General features: G+C 73.2%; 12 protein-coding genes. 7 read left to right on the top strand and 5 right to left on the bottom strand.

Features of this window, described 5'->3' with window-relative positions:
- Positions 1-140 precede the first annotated feature (140 nt).
- The 5 genes from ACFUJR_RS17495 (at position 141) to ACFUJR_RS17475 (ending at position 5705) form a co-directional block, all read left to right on the top strand.
- Complete coding sequence (locus ACFUJR_RS17495) at positions 141-1589, top strand: FGGY family carbohydrate kinase (protein WP_383165581.1); 1449 nt, start codon at positions 141-143, stop codon at positions 1587-1589.
- Positions 1586-3046, top strand: a complete 1461-nt coding sequence (locus tag ACFUJR_RS17490) for an FAD-dependent oxidoreductase (RefSeq protein ID WP_383165584.1) — start codon at positions 1586-1588, stop codon at positions 3044-3046. The genes ACFUJR_RS17495 and ACFUJR_RS17490 overlap by 4 nt, the downstream gene beginning before the upstream one ends.
- On the top strand, positions 3031-4287 hold the full coding sequence (locus ACFUJR_RS17485; protein ID WP_383165587.1) for an FAD-dependent oxidoreductase: 1257 nt from the start codon (positions 3031-3033) through the stop codon (positions 4285-4287). Before ACFUJR_RS17490 ends, ACFUJR_RS17485 begins: the two co-directional genes overlap by 16 nt.
- Positions 4288-4470: 183 nt before the next feature.
- Positions 4471-5205, top strand: coding sequence for a D-Ala-D-Ala carboxypeptidase family metallohydrolase (locus ACFUJR_RS17480; RefSeq protein WP_383165590.1), 735 nt, complete (start codon positions 4471-4473; stop codon positions 5203-5205).
- A 23-nt stretch (positions 5206-5228) separates the two neighbouring features.
- Positions 5229-5705 (top strand): NUDIX domain-containing protein, encoded by a 477-nt coding sequence (locus ACFUJR_RS17475; RefSeq protein ID WP_383165594.1) that lies wholly within the window; start codon positions 5229-5231, stop codon positions 5703-5705.
- A 7-nt stretch (positions 5706-5712) separates the two neighbouring features.
- On the opposite strand, the gene ACFUJR_RS17470 is transcribed toward ACFUJR_RS17475, so the two are convergent.
- From ACFUJR_RS17470 to ACFUJR_RS17460, 3 genes are all read right to left on the bottom strand, one after another.
- On the bottom strand, positions 5713-6825 hold the full coding sequence (locus ACFUJR_RS17470) for an AI-2E family transporter (RefSeq protein ID WP_383165597.1): 1113 nt from the start codon (positions 6823-6825) through the stop codon (positions 5713-5715).
- Between the two features lie 83 nt (positions 6826-6908).
- The gene (locus tag ACFUJR_RS17465; RefSeq protein WP_383165600.1) at positions 6909-7889 is read right to left on the bottom strand and encodes an MASE1 domain-containing protein; all 981 of its coding nucleotides are present in this window, start codon (positions 7887-7889) and stop codon (positions 6909-6911) included.
- Positions 7890-7946: 57 nt separating this feature from the next.
- A complete protein-coding gene (locus ACFUJR_RS17460; protein WP_383165603.1) occupies positions 7947-8777 on the bottom strand; it encodes a PP2C family protein-serine/threonine phosphatase in 831 nt (276 codons plus the stop codon).
- 164 nt (positions 8778-8941) lie between these two features.
- On the opposite strand from ACFUJR_RS17460, the gene ACFUJR_RS17455 reads away from it, so the two are divergent.
- Positions 8942-9187 (top strand): hypothetical protein, encoded by a 246-nt coding sequence (locus ACFUJR_RS17455; RefSeq protein ID WP_383165605.1) that lies wholly within the window; start codon positions 8942-8944, stop codon positions 9185-9187.
- Positions 9188-9217: 30 nt separating this feature from the next.
- Here the strand turns inward: ACFUJR_RS17455 and ACFUJR_RS17450 are convergent, their stop codons facing one another.
- Positions 9218-10441, bottom strand: coding sequence for a cytochrome P450 (locus ACFUJR_RS17450; RefSeq protein WP_383165608.1), 1224 nt, complete (start codon positions 10439-10441; stop codon positions 9218-9220).
- Between the two features lie 639 nt (positions 10442-11080).
- Here ACFUJR_RS17450 and ACFUJR_RS17445 point away from each other — a divergent pair.
- Complete coding sequence (locus tag ACFUJR_RS17445; RefSeq protein WP_383165610.1) at positions 11081-12478, top strand: serine hydrolase; 1398 nt, start codon at positions 11081-11083, stop codon at positions 12476-12478.
- A 91-nt stretch (positions 12479-12569) separates the two neighbouring features.
- Here the strand turns inward: ACFUJR_RS17445 and ligA are convergent, their stop codons facing one another.
- Positions 12570-14693: an NAD-dependent DNA ligase LigA gene (ligA, locus tag ACFUJR_RS17440; RefSeq protein ID WP_383165613.1), complete on the bottom strand. Its 2124-nt coding sequence runs from the start codon at positions 14691-14693 to the stop codon at positions 12570-12572.
- Positions 14694-14812 lie beyond the last annotated feature (119 nt).

The following is a 14812-nucleotide window of genomic DNA, read 5'->3' as shown; positions in this document are numbered from 1 at the left end:
GGACCGGATATGAACATGCGTCACCTCTTCCGCCGGAGCCGACAGAGCCATCGCGAGCGGCTTGACGGGAGGGAGCGCGTGCACCAGTCTTGCCGGTTCCGCGATCAAGGCCGCTGACTCTTCGACGACGGGAGTACGAGATGACGGGCCCGGTGCTCGCCGTCGACCAGGGAACGTCGGGGACCAAGGCGCTCGTCGTCTGCCCCGAGCGAGGTGTGATCGGGACCGGCTCCGCGCCCGTACGGCCCCGCTACCTGCCCGGCGGGCTCGTCGAGGTGGATCCGGCGGAGCTGTACGGCTCCGTGGTCGCCGCCGGACGGGCCGCGCTCGCCGAGGCGGACACCCCGGTCGCGGCCGTGGGTCTGGCCAACCAGGGGGAGACCGTCCTCGCGTGGGACCCGGCGACGGGCGAGCCGCTCACCGACGCGATCGTGTGGCAGGACCGCAGGGCGGCGGAGGTCTGTTCCGAACTGTCGCCACATGCCGAAGAGTTGAGACGACGGACCGGGTTGCCGCTCGATCCGTATTTCGCCGCTCCCAAGATGGCCTGGATCCGTCGCCGTCTCACCGGAGCGGGTGTCGTCACCACGAGCGACTGCTGGCTCGTCCACCGGCTCACGGGCGAGTTCGTCACCGACGCCGCGACGGCGGGCCGGACCGGGCTGCTCGATCTCGACACGGCGTCCTGGTCCGCCCCGGCCCTCGACCTCTTCGGTCTCGGCGGCGAACGGCTCCCCCGCGTGGTCGACGCCGACACGCGCGTCGGCACCACGACCGCGTTCGGCACGCCGATCCCGCTGACCGGGCTCCTCGTGGACCAGCAGGCGGCGCTCCTCGCCCAGAGCGTGACCGCCCCGGGTGCGGCCAAGTGCACCTACGGGACGGGGGCGTTCCTGCTGGCTCAGACCGGCACGACTCCGCGCCGGGGGGACTCGGGCCTCGTGAGCTGTGTGGCGTGGCGGCTCGCGGGCCGGACGAGCTACTGCCTGGACGGCCAGGTGTACACGGCGGCGTCCGCGGTCCGCTGGCTCACGGACCTCGGGGTGCTCTCCGGAGCCGGGGACCTCGACACGGTGGGGGTGACGGTGCCGGACAGCGGCGGGGTCACCTTCGTCCCGGCGCTCGCGGGCCTCGCCGCCCCCTGGTGGCGTGGAGATGTCCGGGGCTCCCTGCACGGCCTGGGACTGGACACCACCGGCGGGCACCTGGTCCGGGCGCTCTGCGAGGGGATCGCCGCGCAGGTCGTGGAGCTGGCCCGCGCGGCCGGCTCCGACCTCGGCCGGCCGCTGACCTCGCTGCGCGTGGACGGAGGGCTCACCCGCTCCGCGCTGCTGATGCAGACACAGGCGGATCTACTCCAACTCCCCCTCGAGGTCTCCGCGTTGCCCGATGCCACGGCGCTCGGCGTCGGCGCGGTCGCCCGGCTCGGGCTCGACCCCGGTCTCGCCGTCCACGACGCCGTTCCGGAGTGGAAGCCGTCTGCGGTCTACGAGCCCGCCGTGACCGGCGCGGAGGCCGCCGAGCGTCTGGAGCGGTTCCGTTCGGCCGTGGCAGCGCTCCTCCACGACGGGGGGTCGTCGCCCGTATGACGGCGGAACCACCGACCGGGACCGTCACGCGCAGGGGCGCGCTGCCGGGCACCTCGCTGTCCGGCGCGGCGTACGACGTCGTCGTGGTCGGCGCCGGGGTGGTCGGCTGCGCCGTCGCGCGCGAGCTGGCCCGCCGGCCCTTGCGGGTCGCGCTGGTCGAGGCGTCCGGAGACGTCGGCGACGGTACGTCCAAGGCCAACACCGCCATTCTGCACACGGGTTTCGACGCCGTGCCGGGTTCGCTGGAGGCGCGGCTGGTACGGGACGGCCGACGGCTGCTGGCCGACTACGCGCAGGAGGCCGGCATCCCCGTCGAGCCGGTCGGCGCGCTGCTCGTCGCCTGGGACGAGGAGCAGTCGGCCGCGCTCCCCCGTCTCGCGGAGAAGGCCCGACGCAACGGGTACCGGTCCACGCGCATCCTGGGCCCCGGGGAGCTGCGGGCGCGGGAATCGCGTCTGGGGCAGGGGGCGCTCGGGGCGCTGGAGGTCCCGGACGAGTCGATCATCTGCCCGTGGACGACGACGCTCGCGTACGCCACCCAGGCCGTACGCTCCGGCGTGGACCTGCATCTCAACTGCCGTGTGGAGAGGGCGGATCCGGGGCGCGACGCCGACACTCCGCATCGGCTGGTCACACCGCGTGGAGTGCTGCGGGCCCGCTATGTCGTCAACGCCTGCGGGCTCTACGCCGACCGGGTCGACGCGCTGTTCGGCCGGGCGGACTTCACGGTGACCCCCAGGCGCGGGCAGCTGATCGTCTTCGACGCGTTCGCCCGCTCGCTCCTCCGGCACATCCTGCTGCCGGTGCCCGGCACGCTCGGCAAGGGCGTGCTGGTCGCGCCGACGGTGCACGGGAAGGTCCTGCTCGGCCCGACGGCCGAGAACCTCGACGACCGCACGGCCACCGAGTCGACGGCGGAGGGCCTGGAGGGCCTGCTCGCCCAGGGCCGCCGCATCCTGCCCGCGCTCCTCGACGAGGAGGTCACGGCGGTCTACGCGGGGCTGAGGGCCGCCACCGAGTACGACGACTACCGGTGCGCCACCCATCCCGGGCTGCGGTACGTCACGGCGGGCGGTATCCGGTCCACCGGGCTCACAGCCTCCCTGGCGATCGCCGCGCACATGGTGGAACTGCTCACGGAGAGCGGGCTCGCCCTCGGGCCGGAGCGGCCGCTCGCCCCGGTCCGGATGCCGAACCTCGGCGAGGCGTTCCCGCGCCCGTACCGCGATGCCGAGCTCATCGCCCGCGACCCGGAATTCGGATCCGTCGTCTGTCACTGCGAACGGGTGACCCGCGGCGAGATCCGTGACGCGCTGGCCTCCACCGTTCCGCCGGCCTCGCTGGACGGGCTGAGGCGCAGGACGCGGGCGCGGGGCGGCCGGTGTCAGGGGTTCTCCTGCGGGGCGACGGTCCGGTCGATTTTCGAGGAGGCGAGGTCACCGTGGCCGGAGCTGTGAACCGGGTCGTCGACGTGCTCGTGATCGGTGCGGGGCCCGCGGGTCTGGCCGCCGCCGCACGGCTGGCGCGCGCCGAAGGGGGCCGGTACCGGGTCGAGGTCCTGGAGCGCGAGCGGGAGGCGGGCGGGGTGCCGCGCCACTGCGCGCACGGGGGTTTCGGCCTGGCCGACTTCGGACGGCCGCTGGACGGCCCGGGTTACGCCCGTCGGCTGACCCGTACGGCAGTCCGCTCCGGCGCCACCCTCCGTACGGGTGTCTCGGCCACCGGCTGGTCGGGGCCGCTCACGCTGGACGTCACGGCCCCGACGGGGCTGGAGCGGATCACGGCGCGGGCGGTGCTCCTGGCGACGGGGGCGCGGGAACGGCCGCGCAGCGCACGGCTGGTGCCCGGGACACGGCCCGCCGGGGTCCTCACGACCGGCGAGCTCCAGCAGTCCACGTATCTGTACGGAGTGCGGCGGGAACGCCTCGGACGACGTGCGGCGGTGATCGGCGCCGAGCCGGTGGCCCACCACGCGGTGCGGGTGCTCCGCGGGGCTGGGGTGGACGTGGTGGCGATGGTGACCGAGCAGCCGTGCGGCCCCCGGTGGTTCGGGGCCCTGGCTCCCCCGCCGCTGCTCTTGGGGACGAAGGTGGCCGAACTGCTGGGCAGGGGCCGCCTCGCGGGGATCCGGGTGCGTCACGCCGACGGGCGGACAGGCACGATCCGCTGCGACACCGCCGTGTTCACGGGCGACTGGATCCCGGACCACGACCTGGCCCGGTCCGGTGGGGTGCCGCTGGACTCCGGTACGCGCGGACCCGCGGTCGACGGCGCGTTCCGTACCGCTTCGGCGGGGATCTTCGCGGCGGGCAACGTGCTGCGCGGTGTCGAGTCGGCGGGTGCGGCGGCGGCCGAGGGGCGCGGTGCGGCCGATGCCGTACTGCGGCATCTCCCGGGAGCGGCCTGGCCCGACTCCGCCGTGCCGTTGACGGCGCAGGACCCGGTGGCGTGGGTGGCGCCGAACCGTGTCGTCGACGGTGCGGCCGGGCGGCCGTTTCTGGTGCGCCTCCGCGAGCCGCTGGCCCGTCCGGTCGTGGAAGTGGCCCAGGAAGGCCGGGTGCTCCACCGCGCCCGGCTCCTGGGCACGGCGTGGCCGCACCGCTCCGTGCGCCTGTCCGCCGCGTGGGTACGCGAGGTCGATCCGGCAGGGCCACCGGTGAACGTACGGGTCGACACCAGAGCGCCTGGACGGGCCTGAACTCGCCTGACACGCTTGAACGCGCCTGAACCACCAGTGGCCTGGGCCACTGGCAGATGCCCCGCACCGTTGACCACCTCGTCACCTCACTCCATCCTCATGGTCATGTCCATGACGGACAGTACCGGCGGAGGTTCCGGAGCACCCCGGGATCCCGTCCTCTTCCCACGACACGGAGGTGTCATGATCCGGCGCATGGTCAGATCCCTGCTCGCCACGGTCCTGGTGGTGGCCGCCGCCCTCACGGGTACGGTCGCCACCTCCGGTACCGCCCACGCCGACGCCTGCTACACCTGGGGCCGCACCCTGTCCTCGGGCATGTCGGGGTCGGACGTGACGCAGTTGCAGATCCGCGTCGCCGGCTACCCCGGCTACGGCGGCGTCCTCGCCGTCGACGGCTCCTTCGGCCCCGCCACCAAGGCCGCGGTGACCCGCTTCCAGCAGGCGTACGGCCTCGCCGCGGACGGTGTCGCCGGTCCGGCGACCTTCTCGAAGCTGTACGCCCTCCAGGACGCGGACTGCACCCCGATCCACTTCACCTACGCCGAGCTGAACAAGTGCAACGGCGACTTCTCCGGCGGCGCGGTCAGCGCGGCCACCGCCAAGTCCAACGCCCTGCGCGCCATGTGGAAGTTGGAGGCGCTGCGGCACGCGCTGGGCGACGTCCCCATCTCGGTGAGCAGCGGCTTCCGTTCGTACGCCTGCAACTCGGCGGTGGGCGGCGCCTCCAACAGCCGGCATCTGTACGGCGACGGCGTCGACCTGACGGGTTCGCCCTCGCTCTGCACGCTGGCCAAGCAGGCGCGCAACCACGGCTTCAACGGGATCCTCGGCCCCGGCTACCCGGGGCACGGGGACCACACGCACGTGGACACCCGTGCCTCGCGTTTCTGGTCGGCGAGCAGCTGCGGGATCTGACCCGCTCGGCCACACTGAGCCGTATGCCGGACAAGCGCAGTGCAGGGCTCCTTCTCTTCCGCGGTACGGCGGACGGCGGCTTCGAGGTGCTCATCGGCCACATGGGCGGTCCCTTCTGGTCGTCGAGGGACGTCGCGGCCTGGTCGATCCCGAAGGGCGAGTACGGCCCCGGGGAGACACCGGAGGCCGCCGCCCGCCGCGAGTTCGAGGAGGAGCTCGGCCTGCCGGCGCCGGACGGCGAGCGGATCCCGCTCGGCGAGGCCCGGCAGGCGAACGGAAAGACCGTCACGATCTGGGCCGTCGAGGCGGATCTCGACCCGACCCGGATCGTGCCGGGCACGTTCACCATGGAGTGGCCGCGCGGTTCGGGCGTCCGGCGGGAGTTCCCGGAGATCGACCGGGTCGGCTGGTTCGCGCCGCAGGCGGCCGCTCCGCTCCTCGTCGCGGGTCAGCGCGTCTTCCTCGAACGGCTCGCCGCGTGGCTGGAAGAGCGGGGTTAGGCCTGGGTCAGGCCGGGACGCCGGCGGTCCGCGGTTCGTCGGCCTCCGGGTGGGACAGGGGTTCGGTGATCTGTTCGCGCAGGTAGTTCCAGACCACCGCGATCATCGCGGCCGCCGGCACCGCGAGCAGACTGCCCACGATCCCGGCCAGACTGCCGCCGAGCGTGACGGCCAGCAGGACCACTCCCGCGTGGAGGCCCAGCCCCCTGCTCTGGATCATGGGCTGGAACACGTTGCCCTCCAACTGCTGCACGACGACGATGATGGCGAGGACGATCAGCGCGTCCGCCGGGCCGTTCGACACCAGCGCGATCAGCACGGCGACCAGGCCTGCGAAGAGGGCTCCCACGATCGGCACGAACGCGGAGACGAACGTCAGTACGGCGAGCGGAAGGACCAGGGGCACGTCCAGGATCCAGAGTCCGAGGCCGATGAAGACGGCGTCCAGCAGGCCGACGAGCGCCTGGGACCGCACGAAGGTGCCCAGGGTGTCCCAGCCCCGCTCGGCGACGATCGGCACGTCGGTGGCGAGCCGGCCGGGCAGCTGACGCGCGAGCCACGGCAGGAACCGCGGACCGTCCTTGAGGAAGAAGAACATCAGGAAGAGTGCCAGGACGGCGGTGACGACGCCGTTGAACACCGTTCCGACCCCCGAGGCCACGGCGGTGACCACGCTGCCGACGCTGTCCTGGACACGGGCCATGGCGGTGTCGAGAGCACCCGAGATCTGGTCGTCACCGATGTTCAGCGGCGGTCCCGCCGCCCACTCGCGTACCTTCTGGATGCCTTCGACGACGCCGTCGGCGAGTTCGCCCGACTGGGAGGCCATGGGCACCGCGATCAGCGCGACGATGCCCGTGACGACCAGCAGGAACAGTACGGTCACGGCCGCCGCGGCGAGGGCGGGGGGCCATCCGTTCCGGCGCAGGAAGCGGGTCAGGGGCCAGGTGAGGGTGGTGAGGAACAAGCCGACCATCAGCGGCCAGACGACCGGCCACATGCGCCCAACGAGCCAGAGGGCCACGGCGGCCGTCAACAGGACCAGCAGTGACTCCGCGGAGACACGTGCCGCGGTGCGGAGCGCGGCGGCGGCTTTGGTGGAACTCAACGTGGCAGACATGGGGTCACCCTATTGATCCGCGGGTGCCCTCAGGGACCGGCCGCCCGGCGGGCCCGGCACCCGCCCGCAGCCGCTCTCGACCGTCACGGCGGCGGGTCCTCGGGCGGGAGTTCGTACGACTCGGGCCGCGGCTCGAGCTGGGCCACCATCTCCGCGAACCGCAGGCACAGGCGCTTGATCTCCTCATGGGTGTTGTTGCGTTCGGTGATGACCGCCGCCAGCAGAAGCGCCGTGAGCGCCGTCGTGCCGTTGAAGGCCTGGAGCGTGACCATGCTGGAGAAGACGTCGTCGCCGGCGAACGGCCCGAGGTCGCCGGTGGCGGCCAGGACCGCCAGCGTCGAGACCACCAGTGCGCACGGCGCCGCGCCGGCCAGCTGGAAGCGGAACGCCGCCCAGATCAGCAGGGGAGAGACCAGGAAGAGCCGGGCCGAATCGGCCGTACGGGTGGCCAGGAGGGTGACGGCGACCGTAGCGACCGCCAGCGCCACAGCTTCCATCCAGCGCACCGGCCGGGCACGGACCGGCCACCGGGCCCTGCGGAGCACGAGCAGGAACGGGGTGACGACGAGGATGCCCATCGCGTCACCCGTCCACCACACAGACCATGTCGGCCAGAATTCGTCCGCCTCCACCGCACCGGACAGGACCAGGGCACCGCTGCCCGTGGTCGCGCTGATCAGCATCCCGGCGAGCGCGCCGAGGAAGATCAGCGCCAGTACGTCCCGCAGCCGGTCCAGTTCGGCTCTGAAACCGGCTCTGCGCAACATCAGGAAGGCACAGACCGGTGCCAAGGTGTTCCCGACAGTGATGGCCGCGACGGCGACCGCCGACGGACCGAGGAAGGCGTTCGCCAGGAACGCTCCGACGGCGATGCCCGGCCAGACGCGCAATCCCATGAGGAGCAGCGCGGCCAGCGCGACCCCGGTCGCCGGCCACAGAGGCGTGACCTGGTCACGGACGAGCTGTTGCAGGAGCCCGATCCTGGCGGCTCCGTAGTAGAGCGCGGCGACGGCAAGCACCCGCACGGCAACGGCCCCGTAGCGACTGATCTCCGCACCGCACACGACAGCAGTCTGCGCGCACGTCCCGGTCCGGGCGACTCCAGCGACGGCACACGGGGCTCAGAGCGGTTCCCGGGGGCCGTCGTAGCGGACGACGAGGACCGCGGCGTCGTCGCGGTGTCCCGTCCGATCGGCGACCTTGACGACGGCGGAGGCGAGCACGTCGGGATCGGTGTCGAATCCCTCGCGCACGAGTCCGGCCACCTCCGTCAGTCCGTCCTCGATGGGGAAGGCCGGCCCCTCCACCACTCCGTCGGTGAGCAGGACCAGGACACCGGCCTCGCGCAGGCGTCGGCGGGTCACCGGGTACGTCTCGCCGGGCACGATTCCGAGCGGCGGCCCACCGCGGTCGAGGGCGATGCCCCACTGGCCCGAGGCGGTCGCCCAGACCATGGGGACATGGCCCGCCCGGGACACCGTCAGATCACGGGTCACCGGATCGAAGCGGAGGAAGCAGCAGGTGGCGAACCGCCCGCACCCCATGCCGATCAGCAGGTCGTTGGCGCGACCCAGCACCTCGTGGGTGTCACTGGTCGCCTCGGCGATGGCACGCAGGGTGGTCCGCACCTGCCCCATGAAGGCGATCGCCTCCACGTCGTGACCCTGCACGTCGCCGATCGCGAGCCCCAGTGTCCCGTCGTTCATCACGAAGGCGTCGTACCAGTCACCGCCCACGTCCAGACCGTCGCGTGAGGGCGTGTACCGGGCGGCGAAGTGCAGTCCGGGCAGCTCGGGAAGGCCCGGCGGCAGCATATGGCGCTGCAGGGCCATGGCCAGCTCGACCCTGGCACGCTGGAACTGGATCCGCTCCAGGGCCTGGTCGACGAGCTTTCCGAGCGCGACCAGGAGTTGCTGTGCGCTGTCGGGCGGCTCGGGACTGTGTCCGCGCATCACGGCTCCGGGGGTTCCGGCCGACTCTCCACCTCACCCTAGCCGTCTCCGCCGTCCGCCTCCACAGGGAGCGCGGCCGGCGGCCCGGCGGCGGCGCCAGAACCCTCATTGTCAGACCCGTACGAGAGGGTGGAGGCCGCCAACCTGTCGAGAGGGAGCCCGACATGACCACGATCACCGTCCGTGAGCGAGCCGCAGCCCAGGCGTACCTGCGTCTGCTCGAGTCCACGCAGGCCGTGTTGACCGATCCGCACCTCGTTCCCTACGCGGCGGCGATGCTCACCCACCCCATGGCCGAGGCCGACGAGGCGCTGCGGGCCGCGGGCCTCGTGGGGAACGAGGCGCATCTGCTGCGCCTCGTCTCTGCCCTGCGCGCCTCCCCTGCGCCCGGCCTCGGCCGGGCGGGGTGAGGAACGACCCGCGCGCGTACGGGGGAGGCGCTACCGCAGGCGTACCGGAAGTGCGCGGACGCTGTTGCCGACGAAGCTCGCGTGCCGCTTGAGGTCCTCCTCGGGTACGGCGAGGTCCAGATCGGGGAAGCGGGTGAAGAGCGCCTCCAGCGCGATCGTCGCCTCCATACGGGCGAGCGGAGCACCCAGGCAGTAGTGGGGGCCGTGGCCGAGGGAGAGGTGCTTGGCCGCGGGGACGCGCGTGATGTCGAAGCGGTCGGCGTCCGGGCCGTGCGCCTTCGTGTCCCGCCCTGCCGCCGAGTAGCCGGCCAGGACCGGTGTGCCCTTCGGGATGAGCGTGCCGTCGACGGTGAGGTCGCGGGTGGGGTAGCGGAACGGGAAGTAGCTGACGGGACTGTCCCAACGCAGCGTCTCCTCGACGACGTCGGACCAGGCGGCGGCCCCTTCGGCGAGGTGGGCGAGCTGGTCGCGGTGGGCGCAGAGCGCGCGGACGGCATTGGTGACGAGGTTGAGCGTGGTCTCGTGACCGGCGATGATCATCAGGACGAGCGTGCCGATGAGTTCCGGCTGGCTGAGCCGGTCGCCGCCCTCGTCGCGGGCGGCGATGAGCGCGCTGGTGAGGTCGTCGCCGGGTCGGCGGGCCCGGTCGGCGGCGATGGCGGTGAGGATCTCCAGGAGCTCCCGGTTCGCGGCCATGACCTCCTCGGGTCCGATGTCGGTGGCGACGACCTGGTCGGAGAGGTGGTGAAGCCGGTCCCGGTGCCGCTCCTCCACGCCGAGGAGTTCGCAGATGACACCGAGCGGCAGCGGCAGGGCGAAGTGGCGGCGCAGGTCGGCGACTCCGTCACCCTCGCGGGCGGCCTCGTCCAGCCGTTCCAGGAGCCCGGTGGCGAGCGTCTCGATCCGGGGTCGCAGCGCCTCGACCCGGCGGACGGTGAACGCCTTGCTGACGAGGGAACGGAGTCGGCGGTGATCGGCGTCGTCGGCGGTGGTCATGCCCTGGACGGTGGCGAAGGTGCGCAGCGGCCAGCCGTGGGGGACGTGGCCCTCGGCGAGCGCGGTGAAGTGCTGGGCGCCCTTGGCGACCTCGGGGTGGGCGAGGAAGTCCCGCAGGGCGTCGTGGCCGAGGACGGCCATGCCCTCCACGTCGCCGGGCAGGATCACGGGGGTCACGGCGCCTTGGGCGAGGAGCCGCGCGTTGGCCGCGTGGGGGCAGCCGCCGGCGGGATCGAGGCGGTGGGGCGTGGCGTTCATCGGGTCACTCCTCAAGGCGGGGACGGGCCGAGACGGCTCACGGGCGGTCAGATCCTACGGCGCGCGGCGGTGGCCGTCGTGGGCGTCAACTCGGCCTGTGGCTGGCGGATTCGGGTCCCCCGGCGCGGTGGCCGGGGGTGGCGACCGAGGGGTTCGGCGAGACCGCGGCGGGTGGTGGTGACGAGGGACACGGTCGCCGACGGCCAGGACGCGGTCGGGCTCCAGCTGCGCCAGACGAGCCCGGCGCCGCACCGGCCGAGGGACGCCGCACCGGTCGCGAGGGCGACGACCCGCCAGGTCCCGGGACGGCCTGGGCGATCGTCCGGCCTCCAGGAATGCGCTGTCCGCCGCCTCCACGGCCGCGTCGGGCAGCACCCGGCGCTCCTCCGGGATGGCGCCCGGCATCCGGTGGCGCGAGGCGGCCCGCTCCGGACGGCCGGTGTGCTGCTGCGGCGCGTCGCTGCGCGGGAACGAGCGGCGTGATCCGCGGAACGGGCATGCTCTGGTGCGGAAGTGAGCAGACGTCACCAGCGTGCCGTGCGCACGCCACAGTCCTGGCATCGCCCGAATGCCACCCCGTGTACGCCGGTCGGCGCACTTCGATCTGCGGGTGTCTCCCGTGCTCCCTACGGTGGCTGAATGATCGTCATGTCAGCTGTCCGTCATGCGGCCGCCGGAGCCGCGGCGCTGCTGCTCGTGCTGCCCGTGCCGGCGGCCACGGCATCCACCGTCACCGAACCCACACCCCCTGTCGAACGTTTCATCGATCCCGCCCGGCTGTACCGCTCGGGCACGCAGATCCAGGCCCTCCGGGGTGGGCCCGACGCCCCGGACGATGTCTCCGCTCTGTCCTGGGTGGTGGCGGACGCCTCCACCGGCGAGGTCCTGGCCGCGCGCAACGCGCATCGCCGGCTCCCCCCGGCCAGCACGCTCAAGACGCTGTTCGCCGTCACCGCGCTGCCGCGCATGGACCAGGAGGAGCGCCACACCGTCTCCGAGTCGGAGCTGAAGGGGATCGGCAGCGGCAGCAGCATGGTCGGGGTCCAGGCCGGATACACGTACAAGGTGTCCGACCTGTGGAACGGTGTCTTCCTCAGCTCCGGGAACGACGCGGTGCGCGTGCTCGCGGCGATGAACGGCGGCTGGGAGTCCATGTCCCGTCAGATGCAGGAGAAGGCCCGCGCGCTGGGGGCGCACGACACACGGGTGGTCTCCCCCGACGGGTACGACGAGCCGGGCCAGGTGTCCTCGGCCTACGACCTGGCGCTCTTCGGGCGGGCCGGACTGCAGGATCCGGTGTTCGTCCGGTACTGCTCCACCCGGTACGCGGACTTCCCCTCGGGGGACTGGTCGTACGGCATCCGCAACACCAACCGGCTGCTGACCGGGGACGACGGGGTGGACCGCTATCCGGGGCTGATCGGTGTGAAGAACGGCTACACGAGCGGCGCGGGGAACACGCTGATCGCGGCGGCGCGGCGGGGCTCGCGGACGCTGGTGGTGTCGGTGATGAACCCGCAGTCGGGCGGCGGGTTCGCGGTGTACGAGGAGGCGCGGACGCTGCTCGACTGGGGCTTCGACGCGGTGGGAGAGGTCCAGCCGGTGGGCTCGCTCCTTCCCGGGGCCACACGCGACAGGGCGAAGAAACGGCCGGAGACGAAGCCGGTGAAGGGGTCGGGCGAGCGGCCCGCGGGGAAGTCTTCGGCGAGCCCCGGTGTGAAGGCCGCTGGAGGCTCCGCCGAGAAGCCGGGGGGAGCCCCGGGCGAGAAGTCCGCGCCCCGGGCGGGTGCCGAAGTCCCGCCCGGAGGGGGCCGGTCCGCCGCCACCGAGGGGCGGCCCGGCGCGGCGGTGTCCAAGGACGTGGGCGCGCTGAGTGCCCCCGGGAAGGCCGTGTCCCGTGAGGACCTGCCTTCCCGCCCCTGGGCGGGCCTTCCACTGGCTCTGGTGGGGGCGTCGCTCGGCGCGGCGCTCTCGCTCTGGGTCTGGCGGCGCCGCTCGACCGGGCGGGGAGACGGGGGCGCTGACGGGGGCCTGTGACGGCCGGTCGTGCGGTGTTTCTTCAGACACCGGGCCCCTCGCCGCAGGCCCCGGTGAAGGCCGCACGACCGGCACCCGGTCGCGCTCTCGGTCAGGCGGGCAGGAAGTCGCCGAGCAGCACGGCGAACTCCTCCGGGTCCACCAGGCGGATGCCCAGCTCCTCGGCCTTGGTCCGCTTGGACCCCGCCTTCTCGCCGGCGACGACCAGGCCGGTGCGCTTGGAGACGCTGGAGGAGGCCCTGCCCCCGGCGCGCTCGATGAGTTCGTTCATCTCGTTGCGGCTCAGTGCCTCCAGCGGCCCGCTCATGGCTCCGGTGACGACCACGGCGAGGCCGGCCAGCGGGCCCGCCGCCGCGTCGGAGGAGGTATCGGGGGCCGCGTCCGAACCCGGGGCGGGGGCGTCCGACTCGGTCGCGGACCCGGGCGGGGGCGGGGGCGTGGCTCCGGGCTCGGTCATGTTGACCCCGGCGTCGACCAGTTTGTCGACGATCGCGCCCAGCTCGGCCAGCTCGGCGACGATGACCGGGGCCTTCTCCGCCCCGATCCCCTCGACGCCGCGCATCGCCTCGGCGTCGGCCGCCCGGATCGCGTCCATGGTGGCGAAGTGGCGGGCTATCCGACGGGACATCGACCGGCCCGTGCCCCGGATGCCGAGGGCGCACAGGACGCGGGCGAGCGGACGGGTGCGCGCGAGGGCGATCGACGCGAGCAGGTTGTCCGTGCTCGTCTCGCCCATCCGCTCCAGGCCGAGCAGCTGCTCGCGGGTCAGGGTGAAGAGGTCGGCCACGTCGGAGACCAGGCCTGCCTCGACGAGCTGGACGACCCGGCTCCCGCCGAGGCCCTCGATGTCGAGCTGGTCGCGGCCGACGGCGTACGAGAGGGAGGCGACGAGATGGCAGTCACGCCCGCGGGCGCATCGCCAGCGCTGCTCGCTGCGGTCGATCTCCGAGCCGCACTGCGGGCACGCCTCGGGGAAGTCGACGGGCTGCTCCTCCCCGGTCCGCAGCTGGGCGACGGGCGCCTCGACGCGGGGGATGATGTCGCCCGCCTTGTAGACCATCACGTGGTCGCCGAGTCTCAGGTCGCGGCGGGCGATGTCGGCGGGGTTGTGCAGCGTGGCGTAGGTGACGGTGCTGCCGTCGATGTCCACCGGCTCCAGGACGGCGCGCGGCGCGATGATGCCCGTACGGCCGACGTTCCACTCGACGGCGAGGAGGCGGGTGACCTTCTCGACGGCGGGCAGCTTGTACGCGATCGCCCAGCGGGGCGCGCGGGAGCCCTCGCCCGCCTCGCGGCGGTCGGCGGCGAGGTCCGCCTTGACGACGATGCCGTCGATACCGAAGGGGAGCTCCGCGCGGAGAGCGGCTATCTCCTCCACCCGGGCGAGGACCTCGGCCACCCCGGTCACCCTCCGGCCGGGGGCGGCGGTGGCGCCCGAGGTGTGCAGGCCGAGGGCGACGGCCCGGGCGAGCAGCTCGCTGTGTGCCGTCTCGTCGAGTCCGGCCGTGCTCTGCGCGCCCTCCCCCAGCGCGTCCAGCGGCAGCATGTCGTAGGCGAAGAAGGTCATCTCGACCCGGTACGGGCGGTCCTTGGCGCGCAGGGTGCCCGCCGCCGCGTTGCGCGGGTTGGCGAAGGGCTCGCCGCCGTGGGCGACCCGCACCGGGTTGGCGGCCTCGAACTGCTCGGTGGTCATCAGCACTTCGCCGCGGATCTCGACCGTGACGGGCTCGTTGAGCCGCTCCGGCAGTCCGACGATCGTCCCTATGGCGTGCGAGACGTCCTCCCCGGCCGTGCCGTCCCCGCGGGTGACGAGCCGCACCAGCCGCCCCCTTTCGTAGCGGGCGGCGATCGCGAGGCCGTCGAGCTTGGGCTCGACGCTCCATCCTTCGACGCTCCGGCCGATCCTGCGCTCCAGGGACGCGGCCCAGGCGGTGAACTGCTCGGCGGAGAAGACGTTGTCGAGCGAGAGCATCGGCCGGGTGTGCGGCACGTCGCCGACGGCCGCGCCCCCGGCGACCTTCCCCGTCGGGGAGTCGCCGCGCACCTGGTCGGGGTGGTCGGCCTCCCAGGCGGCTATGCCCCGGGCGAGCCGGTCGTAGGCGTCGTCGTCGAGCGCGGACGTGCCGCCGGCGTAGTAGGCGGCAGCGGCTTGCTGGGCGTCCTCGACCGCACGCGCGTACGCGGCGGCATCGGCGAGAACCGGAGTCGTCGTCATGGGTCCATCGTGCCGGGCACCACTGACATTGATGCTGATACTCAGGTCCCGGTGGTCGTGGCTCTGCCACTGACTGACGCCCTGCTGGGCTGTCTTCCCGCTGTTCTGTCCGGCCGCCG

Source organism: Streptomyces sp. NPDC057271 (genome assembly GCF_042668715.1).
Taxonomy (GTDB): Bacteria; Actinomycetota; Actinomycetes; order Streptomycetales; family Streptomycetaceae; genus Streptomyces.
This window is presented reverse-complemented; position numbering and strand designations above follow the sequence as displayed.